At 68.2% G+C, this 15,208-nt stretch carries 12 protein-coding genes; 7 read left to right on the top strand and 5 right to left on the bottom strand.

Translation table 11 applies throughout. The features are described from left to right. The first annotated feature begins 280 nt into the window (after positions 1-280). From HUA78_RS46850 to HUA78_RS34760, 3 genes are all read left to right on the top strand, one after another. Positions 281-679 carry a DUF6310 domain-containing protein gene (locus tag HUA78_RS46850; RefSeq protein WP_371745733.1) on the top strand — a complete coding sequence of 133 codons (399 nt, stop codon included), beginning with the start codon at positions 281-283 and terminating at the stop codon, positions 677-679. Beyond that, complete coding sequence (locus tag HUA78_RS34765; protein WP_174478134.1) at positions 676-1,431, top strand: DUF5953 family protein; 756 nt, start codon at positions 676-678, stop codon at positions 1,429-1,431. The genes HUA78_RS46850 and HUA78_RS34765 overlap by 4 nt, the downstream gene beginning before the upstream one ends. 131 nt (positions 1,432-1,562) lie before the next feature. Further along, positions 1,563-1,850, top strand: a complete 288-nt coding sequence (locus HUA78_RS34760) for a hypothetical protein (protein WP_174478133.1) — start codon at positions 1,563-1,565, stop codon at positions 1,848-1,850. A 72-nt stretch (positions 1,851-1,922) separates the two neighbouring features. On the opposite strand, the gene HUA78_RS34755 is transcribed toward HUA78_RS34760, so the two are convergent. From HUA78_RS34755 to HUA78_RS47825, 3 genes are all read right to left on the bottom strand, one after another. Continuing rightward, positions 1,923-2,096, bottom strand: a complete 174-nt coding sequence (locus tag HUA78_RS34755; RefSeq protein WP_174478132.1) for a hypothetical protein — start codon at positions 2,094-2,096, stop codon at positions 1,923-1,925. A gap of 410 nt (positions 2,097-2,506) precedes the next feature. Then, complete coding sequence (locus HUA78_RS34750) at positions 2,507-3,313, bottom strand: LytTR family DNA-binding domain-containing protein (RefSeq protein WP_174478131.1); 807 nt, start codon at positions 3,311-3,313, stop codon at positions 2,507-2,509. 10 nt (positions 3,314-3,323) lie between these two features. After that, a complete protein-coding gene (locus HUA78_RS47825) occupies positions 3,324-4,484 on the bottom strand; it encodes a histidine kinase (protein ID WP_217442702.1) in 1,161 nt (386 codons plus the stop codon). Between the two features lie 150 nt (positions 4,485-4,634). On the opposite strand from HUA78_RS47825, the gene HUA78_RS34740 reads away from it, so the two are divergent. Both HUA78_RS34740 and HUA78_RS34735 read left to right on the top strand, forming a co-directional pair. After that, positions 4,635-5,321 carry a CsgG/HfaB family protein gene (locus HUA78_RS34740; protein ID WP_174478129.1) on the top strand — a complete coding sequence of 229 codons (687 nt, stop codon included), beginning with the start codon at positions 4,635-4,637 and terminating at the stop codon, positions 5,319-5,321. Further along, positions 5,318-6,754, top strand: a complete 1,437-nt coding sequence (locus HUA78_RS34735; protein WP_174478128.1) for a FlgO family outer membrane protein — start codon at positions 5,318-5,320, stop codon at positions 6,752-6,754. Before HUA78_RS34740 ends, HUA78_RS34735 begins: the two co-directional genes overlap by 4 nt. Positions 6,755-6,797: 43 nt before the next feature. On the opposite strand, the gene HUA78_RS34730 is transcribed toward HUA78_RS34735, so the two are convergent. After that, on the bottom strand, positions 6,798-8,645 hold the full coding sequence (locus HUA78_RS34730) for an SBBP repeat-containing protein (RefSeq protein WP_174478127.1): 1,848 nt from the start codon (positions 8,643-8,645) through the stop codon (positions 6,798-6,800). A 281-nt stretch (positions 8,646-8,926) separates the two neighbouring features. Here HUA78_RS34730 and HUA78_RS34725 point away from each other — a divergent pair, with 281 nt between their 5' ends. Continuing rightward, positions 8,927-10,192 carry an MFS transporter gene (locus HUA78_RS34725; protein ID WP_174458328.1) on the top strand — a complete coding sequence of 422 codons (1,266 nt, stop codon included), beginning with the start codon at positions 8,927-8,929 and terminating at the stop codon, positions 10,190-10,192. A gap of 10 nt (positions 10,193-10,202) precedes the next feature. Here the strand turns inward: HUA78_RS34725 and HUA78_RS34720 are convergent, their stop codons facing one another. After that, positions 10,203-11,573, bottom strand: a complete 1,371-nt coding sequence (locus HUA78_RS34720; protein ID WP_174486445.1) for a cytochrome P450 — start codon at positions 11,571-11,573, stop codon at positions 10,203-10,205. A gap of 124 nt (positions 11,574-11,697) precedes the next feature. Here HUA78_RS34720 and HUA78_RS34715 point away from each other — a divergent pair, with 124 nt between their 5' ends. Next, positions 11,698-15,201 carry a pyruvate carboxylase gene (locus HUA78_RS34715; RefSeq protein ID WP_174458326.1) on the top strand — a complete coding sequence of 1,168 codons (3,504 nt, stop codon included), beginning with the start codon at positions 11,698-11,700 and terminating at the stop codon, positions 15,199-15,201. The last annotated feature ends 7 nt before the right edge of the window (positions 15,202-15,208 follow it).

Here is a 15,208-nt window from a genome sequence, read left to right as displayed (position 1 = left end):
GATGACCGCCGCTACCTCGACATGGCCCTGCTGACTTCAAACCCAGACACCGCTGAATGAATCCGCCAAGGAGCCTTCCTCCCCCGTTCCCCCTCCGAACCAACTACACACGATTCGGGACTTGACCGTCGCCATCAAGGAAGCGCTGGATGCGTATGAGTTGAGCGGGAGCAATCCGGTAGAGGTAGCGCCCGCCCCCCAAGCGAAATCTGCCCCACTGGCTCCGTCGGCGACTCGCGAGGCCAAGCCTGAGCCATCGGGACAGGACTGGCTTCCCCCGGTGCCGACCGAGCCCCTGGATCGCAAGCGCCGGCGCAGGTGCGAGCCCATCCCTGTGCCGCACCGAGGCGGCGATGATGCACACAACAGGTGCGCCGATAGGGTTCCACCCAACCAGTATCCCGGAATGGACGTGTTCGTTGATGGCAAGCACTTCGACGCGTTGCAAGTCGGCGCGCGCGTGCTTTGGGAGATCAAGACCGACCAGTTCGACACATACTCGCGCTTTCTCCAGAACCAGGTGCTCAGAACTCAGGTGCCTGAGCTGAAGGATGAGCGCGACATCGCGGAGTCCTGTGGATATGGCTTCGTCGTTGGGGTGAGCAGCGCCGCACACAAAGCAGCGCTGGAGGCACAGGAACCCCTCCTCAACATCGTCGTCACGGGATGCGAACGATGACCCCTCAAGAGTCCCTCGTTCTCATCGTCTATGCGCCAGCCCTCGTGGGCAACGACGGCCGCTCGCTCGCTGTCGTCCATGCGGTGGAACGGGCTCTGCCCGGTTCGCGCCTGGAGTGGAAGGTTTCCGAAGACGGGCGTCTAATCGTGTTGCCTCAGCGCGACGACTGGCTTGCCGACGCGGCGGCACGTGGGGAGTTCCCCCTCGTGTGCAACGGTGACGAGAGCTACCCCGTCACCATCTACGGCCTTGCGACGAGCGCTCGCTCTTCGTCGGGTAACCAGCCGTTGCTCGACATCCATGCAGACCTGCCCATGGACGCAGCCGGAATCGCGAGGGCAGTGGACGTGCTGTGTGGCGTGGCGGAGAGCGCACAGTCGTTCTGGGGGCATGCGACGCCGCATGACGCGGCAGTGGAGATTTCGAGGCAGACGAGAGATCCAGCGCGTAAGCCGGGGGTTCCGCCACGGGGGCTGCCAGCGCTCAAGTTCCCAGACAAGATCCGCTCGCCTGAGATTCCGCATCGCCTGGGGTGGCTGAACTACTGGTCGGCAGCCACCGCACAAGCCATCGGGTTTCCGGACCCTGCCCGCGATATGGCCCTGCTCTCGCGCTCGCTGTGTACCGCGACGGGCGGGTGGGTCGTTCGGCTCACGGATGCGCCGCTCGACCTGGACGACCCCTCGCACCTGGACGCGCTGAAGCGCGCCTACGAGCGCTTCCCAGAAATCGGTGGGCGCGCAGCCCCGTGACCCGGCCACATGCATGTGCCCACCGCGCCAGGTGTGCAGCAATGTGCGCACCGGCCTCGCCCGGACGACAGCTCGATGCCACATTCCGAACGCCGCGGAGAATGGATAGACTCAAGCCCCAGGAGGTGGACATGACACTGATGCTCCAAGCCGCTGTAGTGCTGGCTGTCGTGTTGTCGCTCCTGGGAGCCGGCTGGGCTGTCGTTCTCGGTTACCGCTTCGCGAAGGCACGTCGAGAGGCGGCCGCGGCAGCGGCCATCGACATCTATGGAAGCAGCCTGATCGACCTCACGGGCTTTCGTGGCTGGCTGGCGGATCTGGTCGATGGCAACACCAGTGACAGCTGCGCCTCCAACTCGGAGCATGCGTCCGACATGTGTGCGGACACGTCCGACTCAGGCGCGCAGTCCACGGACTGACAAGTCCAGCGAAACGTCTCGCGTCACAGGGCTCGGGCAAGCCACGCGCTCGCCCGAGCCGGACCGCCCCCGCTACTGGCAGTTCGCGGGCTCCTTGCAGGAGTACGTGACACGCATCGCCGCTTCGTATCCGTCGGCGGGGTTCGAGCCAAAACGCCTGCAGTCCAGTTCCTCCTCCAAGACATTGCAGGCGCCCGACGGGCAGGTCGTATTCATCCGGACCTCGAGCGCATCCCGCGCGTTCATGAAAGCAATCTGGCAGCGCACCGCACGCGCGCTCTTGGAGCTCACGTGCCGAACCGCGCTGCAGGTACACGCCTGCGGACAGTAGGTCCGTCGATCATCACACTGGACCCAACCACCGCTATCCGTCCCCGAGGAACAGACGTCTTGCGTGGAGACGCAGGAGATGGACGTCCCGTTCGCGCACAGATGCGAAATGTTACAGGTCAACTCCCCCTCCGAACTCTCCAGGACAGCGTCCTCCTGGACCGGAGTGCCCGCGCCACAGGCAGCCAGGGCGACGAAGGACAGGATCACCCCACCACGCGACATCCAGCTTGATTGTATTTGCATCCATGTGACGCTAGCCACTTGGATGTCCGGCATTCCATCGTGGATATCCACGACATACGAGCCCACGGTGCCCGTGCGGGTCAGAATGACTGACGCAGCAGGGCCTCCACCGCCGGCTTCCGCCCCGGGCTCAGTCGCAGTCGCGTGCCATCCCGCAGCACCACGACCCAGCCCTTGTCCACGTCGGGCTCCAGCTCGCGGATGCGGTTTACATTGACCAGCGTGGAGCGGTGCACGCGGACAAAGCACTTCGGGTCCAGCAGTTGCTCCACGCGGTTGAGCGTCTCGCGCAGCATGGGACTGCGTCCTCCCGAGTGCAGCACCACGTAGTTGCCCTCCGCCTCGCACCAGTCCAGCTCCGCGACGGGCAGGAGCAGCACCTTGCCGTCCGTCTTCACCGCGATGCGCTCCAGGAAGGGCGCATCGGACGGACCTGCCTCCACGCCAGCAGGGGCCGGTGTCCGGTACGTCTCCAGCAGCGAGGACAGTCGCTCCAGCAGCGCCCTGTCTCGCCCCGTGGCCCGCTGCCTGCGAGCCCGCTCCAGCGCCTCCTGGAAACGCCCGTCACTGAAGGGCTTGAGCAGATAGTCGAGCGCATTCGCCTCGAACGCCCGCACCGCGTAACGGTCGAACGCCGTCACGAAGATGACGGGCGGCATCCGCTCCGGTCCCACCTCGTGCAGCACCTCGAAGCCGTCCACCTCCGGCATCTGCACGTCCAGGAAGACCAGGTCCGGGCGGTCGCGGAGAATCGCCTCCACCGCCTCCTGTCCTCCCTCGCACTCCCGGATGGACGTGACGTCGGGCGCCCGCGCGAGCAGGTGCCTCACGTTGTCCCGCGCCAGCGGCTCGTCATCCACCACCAGCACTCGCCAGCCACCTTCCACGATTTCCCCCTCACGCACGAGCCTTCACCGCCCGCTTCATCATGCCCTGCTCGAAAGCCGCGAACGGCAGCTCCACACGGGCAATCACGCCCCCACCCGGCGCATCCTCCAGCGTCAGGCCATACCGCTCGCCATAAAGCTGCTGGATGCGCGCCCGGGTGTTCGCCACGCCAATCCCCGTGCCCCCTGCCCCACCCGCGCGAAGTCCCGGCCCATCATCCCGCACCTCGAGCACCAGCCTGTCCCCCCGGCGCCAGGTTCGCACCCACACGTTCCCTCGAGACGCACGCCGCGAAGTCCCATGCTTGATGGCGTTCTCGACGAGTGGCTGGAGGACGAGCGCGGGAACCCGAGCCATCAACGTCTCTGGCTCCGGCTCCAGGTGGGACTCCAGCCGTCCACCGAAGCGAAGCCGCTCGATGCCCAGGTAGCGGCGGACCAGTTCCAGCTCCTCGGACAGCGGCACCTCGTGGTCCCCACGTCCTTCCAAACTGGCCCGCAGCAAATCCCCCAGCTCCACGAGCGCCTCCACGGCCTCCGGGTTGCGCGACTGGCGAACCAACCCGACGACGGCGTTCAGCGTGTTGAAGAGGAAGTGTGGATCCAACTGCGCGCGCAGGGACTGGAGGCGGGACTCGGCCAGCCGCGCCATCAACCGGGACTCCGCCAGCTCCCGCTCCCGCGCCCGACGGGCCGCATTCAGCGCCGCCCAGGCCGCGAGAAACAGCAGGTACTCAAAATATCCCAGCGCTCCCCGCTCCAGGAGGAGCGCTCGCAGCCCCTCGCTGAACGCCACGCCCCGGGCGGCCCACTGTTCCAGCCCGGAGCGCACCAGGGCGAGCAGGAGCGCATGCACCAGGACGAAGCCACTCCCGATGGCGACAAGCGGCCCCACCTCGCGAACCCCAGGAGTCGCATCGCGCGTTACACGGCGAAAAGTGGCCAGGATGAGAGGCCCCAGGAGCGCCCAGACGCTGTAGGGCACCATCGCCAGCGCCAGCTTGAAGCCAAAGTCCCGAGGCTCGTGTGCATACGCGCTCACCGCATGAGGCAGCGCGGCGAGCAATCCCGCGCCCATGCCGAACATCCACACGCGCCGAGGGGACAGGGCACGCGTCGGGGCTCGCGCGTCCGGCGCCTCCCCCTGGTTCACGGCATCCCTCGCGGCCACGGTGACGAAGCGTAGCGGAAGCGACTGGCTTCGAGAGCCCCCCACGAAGCGAAACACCTGCTTCGGCTATGCTGCTCGCGCTCCGTGAACAGGACCACTCCGGGCCACGAGCCCGATGAAACACGCCCGCCGTCTCCACCGTCGTCCCATGTGCGCGCCGGCACTCTGTACGCATTGGACGACACACCCGACACCGCCCCTCCTCCGAGCCAACCCGCGCGAGGGCTCCGTGTCACGGGTATCGGCACGGCCTTGCTCATCGCCCTGGGACTCGCCGTCCCCGGAGTGGCCGCGTTCCTGCTCCGGCCCACCACCGCGACAGTCGACCCCACCGCGGCCACGACTCCCTCCGCGCCCGCCGAAGCCACCACGCCGTCACCGGCGGCCAAGGCCCCGGCGCCCACGGGCCCCGTGCGGGTGTGCGTCCTGAAGTTCCGCAATCTGAGTGGAGACACGTCGCTCACGCCCCTGGAGTGGGCCCTGTCCGAAGCGGTGGTCACCGACGTGGGCCACCAGCCCGGGCTGCGGCTCATCGAACGCGGACAGTTGGACCTGCCGATGGAGGAACAGGACTTCACCCAGGGCGCGCGCGTGGACCCGGAGACCCGCGCGCGCCTCGGCCGCATCGTCGGCGCGGAGGTGGTGGTGCTCGGCAGCTTCCAGCGAGCAGGCGCCGTGCTGCGCATCGCCGCGAGGTTCGTCCACGTGGAGACCGGCGAGGTGCTCGACACGGCGCGCGTGGAAGGGCCCGCGAGCAACTCCTTCGAGGTCCAGGACGCGCTCGCCGCCGAGGTGCGCGCCCTGTTGCCCGGCCTGCCCCAGAGGCTGAGACCATGAAGGCCCCCCACGGGCTGCTGCTCTTCCTCGCGTGCTCCCACCTGGCGCTCGCGGCGGCGCCCGCGAAGCCGCCGTCGGGTCCCGCCGCGGTGATGCCGTTCCGCAACCTCAATACGGACACCTCCCTGGACTGGCTCGCGCGCGGCATGACGGAGACGCTCATCTCCGACCTGCGCGCCAGCGGTCGCATCCAACTGGTGGAGCGCGAGCAGCTCGACGCCGCCCTCGCGGAGCTGGACCTCCAGGAGCGGCAGCAGTCCACGGAGTCGACGGCGGTCCGCGTGGGCCGCCTGGTGGGGGCCCGCACCGTCGTGCTCGGCAGCATCCAGCGCGCGGAGCAACAGGTGCGCATCAACGCGCGCTTCATCGACGTGGAGACCGGCGTCGTGCTGGACACGGCGAAAGTCACGGGCCCCGTGGACCGCATCTTCGCGCTGCAGGATCAGGTGGCGTCCCGACTGCTCGGCACACCCGTGAAGCCGCGCGTGAAGCGTCCCTCGGGGCGCGAAGCGGTGCTGGCCCTGGAGACCTATGGACGGGCGCTCGCGGCCACCACCGAGGACGAGCGCGCGTGGCTCCTGCGCGCGACCCTGGCGGGCTCCCCGAGCTTCGAGTACGCCCGCGAGGAACTCTCCCGCCTGGAGAAGCGGCTGGCCGAGCACGCCCTGCGCGCCACCCCCGCCCGCGAGGCCGCTGACGCGGAGCTGCGGGCGACGATGCAGGACCCCAAGCGTCCCTCCGAGGAGCGAGCGGCCGCCGCGTTGCAGCTGCTGGATGCGAACTATGTCCGCGGGCGCTGGCGCACGCTGGTCCAGGACACCGAGCGAGTCCTCCCGATGGGACTTCCCCTGTATCAACTTCGCCTCCCAGCCGAGACGGCCTTGTGGTTTCGCTTCATCGCTCTCGGCAAGCTCGAGCAATGGGAGGCCGAACAGGACGCCGGAGACACCTTCCTGCGGACCTATCCCCAGAGCCTGATGGCCGACGCCGTCGATACCATGATGCGAGCCTCCGCCCTCTCCCGCGCCGCCGCCGAGCAATCCCACAAGGACATGAGGGACAGGCTCGCGAAGGAGGAGCTCCAGTTCGCCCAGCGCATCGAGGAGCTGGAGCGGAAGGGCAAGCCTACCGTCTCGGTGCGGATGGAGCGCGACTACAACCGCTGCTCCGAGCCCGCCGTCGACCACGCCAACACCCAGGCGCTGCTGGCCTGTCGTGCCTACTACGAGACGTGGGGAGGCGGGGCCTCCGCCGTCGAGAAGGTCTACGTCCGGAACGCGCGCGAATCCGAGATCGCCGCCCTCGTCCGCCTGCGCCGGTACGACGATGCGCGCGAGCGGCTCGCCGCATACCGCGCCGTCGATCCGGAGGGCGAAAAGGTCAGCATCGCGCGCGTCCTCGTGGTCAACATCCGCGCCAGCGACGAGGACTGAAGGCGCGGCACCCGACCCGCGCGCCGCGCCTCCAGCGCCCCGGCTACGGGGCGATCTTCGTCAGGAAGGAGTCGGGGGCACCCTGCAGCGTGTTGCCCTCGAAGTTCCCGTCCAGGTAGCCGCCGACGTACATGTTGTCGTTCTGATCCACCACGACACCCATGCTGCGCACGTCCTTCTCCACGCCGTTGAGCACCGCGGTGGGCTGCTGCTTGATCCACTGGAGCGCGCCGGAGAAGTTCACCTTCGCCACGTAGTTGTGGACCATGCCGCCCGTGGTGTCGGTCGTCTGCGTCACGTCCGCCACCCCGCCTCCCGTCACGTAGATGCCGTCGTCATGGGCGAAGATGCCCATGCCCCACGAGCCAGAGCCCGAGTCCAGCTCCCACACCCACTGCTTGACACCCGCCGGGTTGAACCGCGCGATGAAGACGTCGATGGCCGGGGTGACGTTGGGCACGCCATCCATGCCACCGCCGCTGTAGCCCGTCAGGTACACGTTGCCGTTCGCATCCAGCGTGGAGCCGTAGAGCCACACGGCCGTGGCGGGAGCACCCGCCAGCCGCGTCCACTGCTTCACGCCGTCCGCGTCGTACTTGGTGATGAAGGCGTCCTGAGGCCCGGTCAGCGTCTGGCCGTCCAGGTTGCCGTCCGTCCAGCCGGAGACGTAGACGTTGCCGGAGTTGTCGGCGGAGGCCCGCCGCGCATGGGTCGTCTTCCCGGCCACGCCCAACAGGCGGGTCCACTGCTTCACGCCCGTCGCGTTGTACTTGGTGACGAACGCATCATAGTTGCCGGTGCGCACGTTGCCATCCAGGTTGCCGTTGGTGGAGCCCACCAGGAAGGCGTTGTCCGCCGAGTCGAGCGACACGCCGTAGCCCTCCGTCTGCGCTCCCGCCAGGCCAATCTGCCGCGTCCAGCCAAACACGCCGGTGTAGCGGTAGCGGGTGATGAACGCGTCCCGGCCCCCGCTGCTCGTCGCGCCCGGCAGGGCGCCATCCGTGAAGCCCGCGACGTAGATCTCCTCGAACGACCGGTTGCGCGCGATGCCGTAGCCCAGGGTGACAGTGCCCGCCACGCCGAGCTGCTTGTGGAACTGGAGGTTGCCGTTCCAGTCGCGGGCCGTGAGGAAGCCGTCCATCAATCCGGCCATGGGCTGCCCCTCCACGCCCACCGTCGTCATGCCCGTGGAGTACGTACGCCCTGCCGGGTCGCCGGCCAGGTCATGGATGCGGGTGAAGCCACCCGGAGCACCGGACGTCTTCGTCCACAGGTCCACCACCGTGGGGAACGCGTCACACTGGTACAGCTCCAGCCGACCAATGGACAGGACGACGATGCCCGCGCGGTTGTCGTTGTCGTCCGACACGTTCAGCCGGTACTTCTTGTACTGACCGGGGTGGGCCACATCGTACTCGCGCCGCTCGTTGGTCCAGCCCGTCACGTTCGTGCGCGTGTCCACCACCACCCAGGTGCTGCCGTTGGAGCCCTCCAGCGTCCAGTTCTTCGGGGACCGCGTGGTGATGGAGCCGTTGGAGTAGGAGATGGCGTAGCGGCGCACCGTCTTCATCACGCCACTGCCGAACTCGTACCCCAGCCATGCGGGCGTCTGGTTGGCCGTGGAGAGCCAGAAGGTGGTGGCGTTGTCGAACGCCTTCCAGGGCTCGTAGGCGGCCGGATTCGAGCCGTACACGCCCGAACTCGTGACGAAGCCCGAGGGCGCCGAGTTGCTCGTCATCACCGGCACCAGGCTGGTGCAGTTGGTGAGCTGCTGCTCCTGGCTCCCCGGAGCGTCCGTCGGGGCATCCTCGCCCGGCTCCCCACCCTGGCAGCCCACGAGCGCCAGCGCGCTCGCCAGGAACATTCCTCGTACCGCGTTCAAGAATCTCATGGTGTCTCCCCTCGTTCCGCGAGCGCGAAGGTGCGCGCGGCCATCCGGCGGCCCTGTGACTCCAGGCCCCCGGTGGACCAGGGAGATACCGACCCCGGGGCAACCCCTGGCGAGGGATGTGACGAAACCGCCCTGGCGAGGGACGAAACCGCCTCACCCGGGGATGAGACCTGAATCACGGTTCATATTTTCCGGCGCATTGCAAGCCAGCCCGTGTTGCACGCGCTGCGTCGAAAGAATCGATCTTGCTCGCGACGAACCAAACCCATTGAATCGCGCCCATGAAATTCCTGCGTGAGCTGCGCTCGGTCCTGAACCTGACGGTGCTGGTGGCCGGGCTCGGCTACTTCGTCGACCTCTTCGACATCACGCTGTTCGGCGTGGTGCGCGCCGCGTCGCTCCGGGACATCGGCATCACCAGTCCGGAGGAGGTGCTGTCGAAGGGCATCCTCATCTACAACTGCCAGATGGTGGGGATGATGGTGGGCGGCCTCTTGTGGGGCGTGCTCGCCGACAAGCGCGGCCGGCTGTCGGTGATGTTCGGCTCCATCCTGCTGTACTCGTTCGCGAACCTGGCCAACGCTTTCGCCTGGGACGTGACGAGCTACGCGGTGTTCCGCTTCCTGGGCGGCGTGGGCCTGGCGGGCGAGCTGGGCGCGGCAATCACCCTGGTCGCCGAGTCGCTCCCCAAGGAGAAGCGCGGCCTGGGCACCACCATCGTCGCGACGCTCGGCATGCTGGGAATCGTGGCGGCGGCCTTCGTGGGCCAGCACCTGCACTGGAAGACGGCCTACTTCACCGGCGGCATCATGGGACTGGCGCTGCTGTTCGCCCGCTTCAAGGTCTCCGAGTCGGAGCTGTTCACCAAGAAGACGGACCCGTCGCGCGCCAACCCCTTCCTGCTGCTCCAGGGGGGCCGGTTCCTCAAGTACATCTGCTGCATCCTGATTGGCGTCCCCATCTACTTCACCACCGGCATCCTCTTCACCTTCGCGCCGGAGCTGACGGCGGGGCTCAACGTGCAGGGCACCGTCACGGCGGGCAACGCCATCCTCTATGGCTCCATCGGCCTGACGATTGGCGACCTGCTCGCCGGCCTGTTCAGCCAGTGGCTCAAGAGCCGCAAGCGCGCGGTGGCGCTGAACCTGGTGGGTGGCTTCCTGCTGATGCTCGTCTACGGGCTGGTGCCCGGGCTCACCAGCACGACGGTGTACCTCCTCAGCTTCCTCATCGGCATCATGGTGGGCTACTGGGCGGTGCTGGTGACGATGGCGGCCGAGCAGTTCGGCACCAACATCCGCGGCACGGTGGCGACGACGGTGCCCAACTTCGTGCGAGGCTCCGCCGCGATTGCCGCCAGCGGCTTCGCCGTCCTCAAGGGCTACATCTCCGTGCCCATGGCGGCCATCACCGTGGGCAGCATCTGCTTCGGACTCGCGCTGATCGCGCTCACGCGAATCGAAGAGACCTTCCACCGCGACCTCGACTTCGAGGAGGCCGGGCCGGACGCGGCCACCGAGGCCGCCGCGCGCTCCCAGCCCTCCTGAAGGGCCGGCGTCAGCCCTTGCGGGCGCTCACCCGCATGGGCATTCCCCGCTTGGGCACGAAGGTCAGCCGCGTCTGCCACTCCACGGGGTTCTTCCCCAGGTACTCCACGTCGCACTGCTGGAGCAGCGTGGCCAGCGTCTGCACCGTGTCCACCTGGGACATGTGCTGGCCCACGCAGATGCGCTGGCCGGCCCCGAAGGGCACGTAGGCGCACTTGTGCATTCCCGTCATGCGCTCCGGCAGGAAGCGGTCCGGGTCGAACGTGTCCGCGTCCTTCCAGTGGTCCGGGTGCCGGTGGATGGCGTACGGGCACATGAGGAGCTGGGTGCCCTTGGGCAGGAGCACCCCGCCCACCTCCACCTCGCCCGCCGTCTCCCGGAGGATGGTCCACGCGGGCGGGTTCAGCCGATTGATCTCCTGCACGACGCGGTTCGTATACGTCAGCTTCGCCACGTCCTCGTACTTCGGCGGCTCGCTGCCACAGACCGAGCTCACCTCCTCGCGGATGGCGCGCGTCACCTCCGGGTGCTGCGTACACGCGTGCACGGCCCACGTCAGGGAGGTGGCGATCATCTCGAAGCTGGCGCCGAAGAGGTTGACGATTTCGTCGCGCACCTGCTTGTCCTCCATCGGCTCGCTGGTGTCCCGGGCCCGCGCCTCCACGAGCGCGGACAACAGGGTGATGTCTCCGTCCTGCGTCCCCCGCTCGCGCCGCCGGGAGAGCCGCGCGTAGATCCACCCGTTGATGAGCCACAGCGCCGTGCCTATCCGCTCGGGGTTCGGGTCGAGCCGGGGCAGCAGCTTGAAGTACAGCGTGCCCCAGGGCCCTCGCCGACGACCGAACACGTCGATGGCATCCATGATGCTCGCGAAGAACTCCTCGCGGGGCGTCTCATCGAAGCACGTGCGCCACATCACCCCGAACATCAGGCGGGCCGCCTCCGTGTACATGTCGAAGGACTCGCCCCTGGCGCCCAGGTCGGACCACCGCCGCACGCCCTTGGACAGCTCGTCGCTGAAGATGCCCGCCCACTGCCGGACCTTCTCCTTGTGAAACATGGGCTGAACCATGTGTCGCTGCCGCTTCCAGACGTCCCCCTGGCTCACGGTGAGCCCGTTGCCATTGAAGGGATTGACGATGCGCGGTTTGGGGAAGACCAGGGGCTCGTCGATGAGCACCCGCTTCACGTCCACCGGGTTCCTCAGGAACGCGATGGGGTAGCCGTAGACGCGAACCAGGGACACGTCGCCGTATTCGGCGTGGAGCTTGTTGGCCAGGGCCAGCGGCTCTTGGAGCATGGGAAAAAAGCTACCCAGCACGGGCAATCCCCGAGGGCCGGCCTTGCGGCGCACGGAGGGCGAAGGAGCAGAGGTGTCCATGACCCCCGATTTGTTCCGGTCGGCTCCGCACCGTCAAGACCGCCATGCACTGACTTGAAACCGACGTCCCGAAACGGGCCAGTTGCGCTGGGAGGGGGAAGCGCCCTATCCCCTCTACCCAGCCATGGCTTCCGCCCCCATCCGACCCATCCAGAAAGTGCTGTGCGCCAACCGCGGTGAGATCGCCATCCGCGTGTTTCGCGCCTGCAACGAGCTTGGCATCCGCACCGTCGCCATCTACAGCGACGAGGACCGGACGCATGAGCACCGCCACAAGGCCGATGAGGCCTACCGGGTCGGTCACGGCAAGCGCCCCGTGGAAGCCTACCTGGGCATCGACGAAATCCTCGACGTGGCGGAGCGAGCCGGGGTGGACGCCATCCACCCGGGCTACGGTTTCCTGTCGGAGAACGCCGACTTCGCCGAGGCCTGCGAGCGCCGGGGCATCCGCTTCATCGGCCCCCGCTCCGCGGTCGTGCGGACCATGGGAGACAAGGTCGCCGCCAAGGCGCTCGCCCAGCAGGTCGGCGTGCCCACCGTGCCGGGCACGACGCTGGAGGGTGACGACGCCCAGGTGCTGGCCCGCGCGCGGGAGTTCTTCTCCACGCACGGCGGTCCGGTGCTCGTGAAGGCGGCCCACGGCGGCGGCGGGCGCGGCATGCGCGTGGTGCGCGAGGAGAAGGAGCTGGAGGCGGCGCTCGCCTCGGCGCGCTCGGAGGCGAAGAGCGCCTTTGGCTCCTCGGCCGTGTTCCTGGAGAAGTTCCTGGAGCGGGTGCGGCACATCGAGGTGCAGCTGCTCGGAGACCTGCATGGGCAGCTGGTCCACCTGCACGAGCGCGACTGCTCGGTGCAGCGGCGGCACCAGAAGGTCATCGAGATCGCTCCCGCGCCCAACCTGGCCCCGGCGCTCAAGCACGCCATCTGCGACGCGGCGGTGCGGCTGGCGAGGGAGGCGGGCTACAGCAGCGCGGGCACGGCGGAGTTCCTCGTCGGCGACGACCACTTCTACTTCATCGAGTGCAACGCGCGGCTCCAGGTGGAGCACACCGTCACGGAGCAGGTGACGGGCGTGGACTTGGTGCAGAGCCAGATTCGCATCGCGGAGGGCCACGCGCTGGACTCCCCCGAGGTGGGCATCCCCTCGCAGGAGTCCATCCAGCCACGAGGCTTCGCGGTGCAGCTGCGCGTCACCACGGAGGACCCATCCAACAACTTCATGCCGGACGCGGGAGTCATCACCGCCTGGCGCGCGGCCACCGGCTTCGGCATCCGCCTGGATGGCTCGAACGGCTACACCAACGCGCACATCTCCCCGTTCTACGACTCCATGCTGGTGAAGGTCATCGCCTACGCGCCCACCTTCCAGGGCGCGGTGATGAAGGGCCAGCGCGCCCTGCGCGAGTTCCGCATCCGAGGCGTGAAGACGAACCTCCCGTTCCTGGAGAACGTGCTGCACCACCCCGACTTCCAGGCGGGCAAGACTTACACGCGCTTCATCGACGAGACGCCGGAGCTGTTCCACCTGGCGCCCCGGAGAGACCGCGCCAGCAAGCTGCTCACCTATCTGGCCGAGGTCATCGTCAACGGCCACCCCACCATCAAGAGCCACCAGCGGCTCAAGCCCACGCAGTTCATGGAGCCGCGCCTGCCGGTGGCGCCTCCCGGCCCCCCGCCCCGAGGCACCGCGCAGATTCTCGCGGAGAAGGGTCCTCGGGGACTGGCCGAGTGGGTGCTCGCGCAGAAGCGCGTGCTGCTGACGGACACGACGATGCGGGACGCGCACCAGTCGCTGCTGGCGACGCGCATGCGCACCCGGGATGTGCTGCGGGTGGCCCCCGCCACGGCGCACCTGGCGTCGGACCTGTTCAGCCTGGAGAGCTGGGGCGGCGCGACGTTCGACACCGCGTACCGCTTTCTCAACGAGGACCCGTGGGCCCGGCTGCGGGCGCTGAAGGCCGCGGCGCCCAACCTGCTGCTCCAGATGCTGCTGCGTGGCGCCAACGCCGTGGGCTACACCAGCTATCCGAACAACGTGGTGGAGGCGTTCATCGACGAGGCGGCCGAGGCGGGCGTGGACGTCTTCCGCATCTTCGACAGCCTCAACGACCTGGGCAGCATGGACGTGTCCATCCGCCGTGTGATCAAGACGGGCAAGGTGGCGGAGGTGGCCATCTGCTACACGGGCGACGTCGCCAACCCCAAGCGCAAGAAGTACACGCTCGACTACTACGCGGACCTGGCGAAGCGCATCGAGGACTCGGGCGCGCACTTCCTGTGCATCAAGGACATGGCGGGCCTGTTGCGTCCGCGCGCGGCGGCCATGCTGATGGACCGACTGCGCGAGGTGACGAAGCTGCCCATCCACCTGCACATGCACGACACCGCGGGCAATGGCATCGCCAGCTACCTGGAGGCCATCGAGCACGGGGTCCACATCGTCGACGTGGCCCTGGGCAGCATGGCGGGCCTCACCAGTCAGCCCAGCCTCAACGCGCTGGTGAGCGCCCTGCGCGGCCATCCGCGTGAGACGGGCCTGGCCAACGCACGGCTGCAGCCGCTCGCCAACTACTGGGAGGACGTGCGCGAGTACTACGCCCCCTTCGAAAGCGGCCTCAAGAGCACGACGAGCGAGGTCTACTACCACGAGATTCCGGGCGGTCAGTACTCCAACCTCCGGCCGCAGGTCGCGGAGATGGGCCTGCTCAGCCGATGGAACGACGTGAAGGACGCCTTCGCGCTGGTCAACGTGCTGGTGGGTGACATCCCCAAGGTGACGCCGTCGTCGAAGATGGTGGGCGACTTCGCCATCTTCCTCCTGAAGAACGACCTGATGGTGCGCGCGCCCACGCTGGCGGAGGCCGCCACGCTGACGCACGTGAAGCTCATCGCGGAGGCGCCCCGGTTGGACTTCCCCTCCAGCGTGGTGGGCTACTTCCGGGGCGAGCTGGGCCAGCCGCCCAACGGCTTCCCCGAGGATCTGCGCGCCGCGGTGCTCAAGGGCCTGCCGCGCGTGGAAGGCCGCCCGTCCGCGAGCCTCCCCGCGTTGGACCTGGAGGCCCTGCGCGCCGAGCTGTCGAAGAAGACAGGCCAGCCGCTGTCGCGCGTGGACGCCATCTCCAGCGCGCTCTACCCGCGCGTCATGGCGGGCTACCTGGACGATGCCGCGCGCTACGAGGACGTCTCCATCCTCGACACGCCCAACTACTTCTACGGCATGGAGGTGGGCCAGGAGATCTGGGTGGACCTGGAGCCGGGCAAGACGCTGGTCATCAGCCTGTCCGCGGTGGGCGAGCCGGACGAGGACGGCCTGCGCACCGTCTACTTCGCGCTCAACGGCCACAACCGCACGGTGCAGGTGCGGGATCGCAGCCGCGCGGCTCGCGTGGAGTCGCGCCGTCAGGCAGACCGCGCCAATCCCAACCACGTCGCCGCGAGCATGCCGGGCACGGTCATCGCCGTGCACATCAAGGCGGGGGCCAAGGTGGACGCGGGTGCGCCGCTCGTCACGCTGGAGGCGATGAAGATGGAGACGGTGGTGCGCGCCCCTCGCGCGGGCACCGTCGCGGAGGTGGCGACGACGCTGAAGGCCTCCGTCCAGGGCGGAGACCTGCTCGCGGTGCTCCAGTAGGGCCGCG

Origin of the sequence: Myxococcus sp. CA033 (assembly GCF_013336625.1) — a bacterium.
Lineage (GTDB): Bacteria > Myxococcota > Myxococcia > Myxococcales > Myxococcaceae > Myxococcus > Myxococcus llanfairpwllgwyngyllgogerychwyrndrobwllllantysiliogogogochensis.
Note: the sequence above shows the minus strand (reverse complement) of the source record. Positions and strands in the feature narration are given on the sequence as shown.

Bases quoted from the DNA above. Each gene is read 5' to 3' on its own strand.
- HUA78_RS34760 (WP_174478133.1), top strand. From the start codon at position 1,563: ATGACACTGATGCTCCAAGCCGCTGTAGTGCTGGCTGTCGTGTTGTCG.
- HUA78_RS34755 (WP_174478132.1), bottom strand. From the start codon at position 2,096: ATGAACGCGCGGGATGCGCTCGAGGTCCGGATGAATACGACCTGCCCG.
- HUA78_RS34720 (WP_174486445.1), bottom strand. From the start codon at position 11,573: ATGGACACCTCTGCTCCTTCGCCCTCCGTGCGCCGCAAGGCCGGCCCT.
- HUA78_RS34715 (WP_174458326.1), top strand. From the start codon at position 11,698: ATGGCTTCCGCCCCCATCCGACCCATCCAGAAAGTGCTGTGCGCCAAC.
- HUA78_RS34765 (WP_174478134.1), top strand. From the start codon at position 676: ATGACCCCTCAAGAGTCCCTCGTTCTCATCGTCTATGCGCCAGCCCTC.
- HUA78_RS34735 (WP_174478128.1), top strand. From the start codon at position 5,318: ATGAAGGCCCCCCACGGGCTGCTGCTCTTCCTCGCGTGCTCCCACCTG.
- HUA78_RS34725 (WP_174458328.1), top strand. From the start codon at position 8,927: ATGAAATTCCTGCGTGAGCTGCGCTCGGTCCTGAACCTGACGGTGCTG.
- HUA78_RS34730 (WP_174478127.1), bottom strand. From the start codon at position 8,645: ATGAGATTCTTGAACGCGGTACGAGGAATGTTCCTGGCGAGCGCGCTG.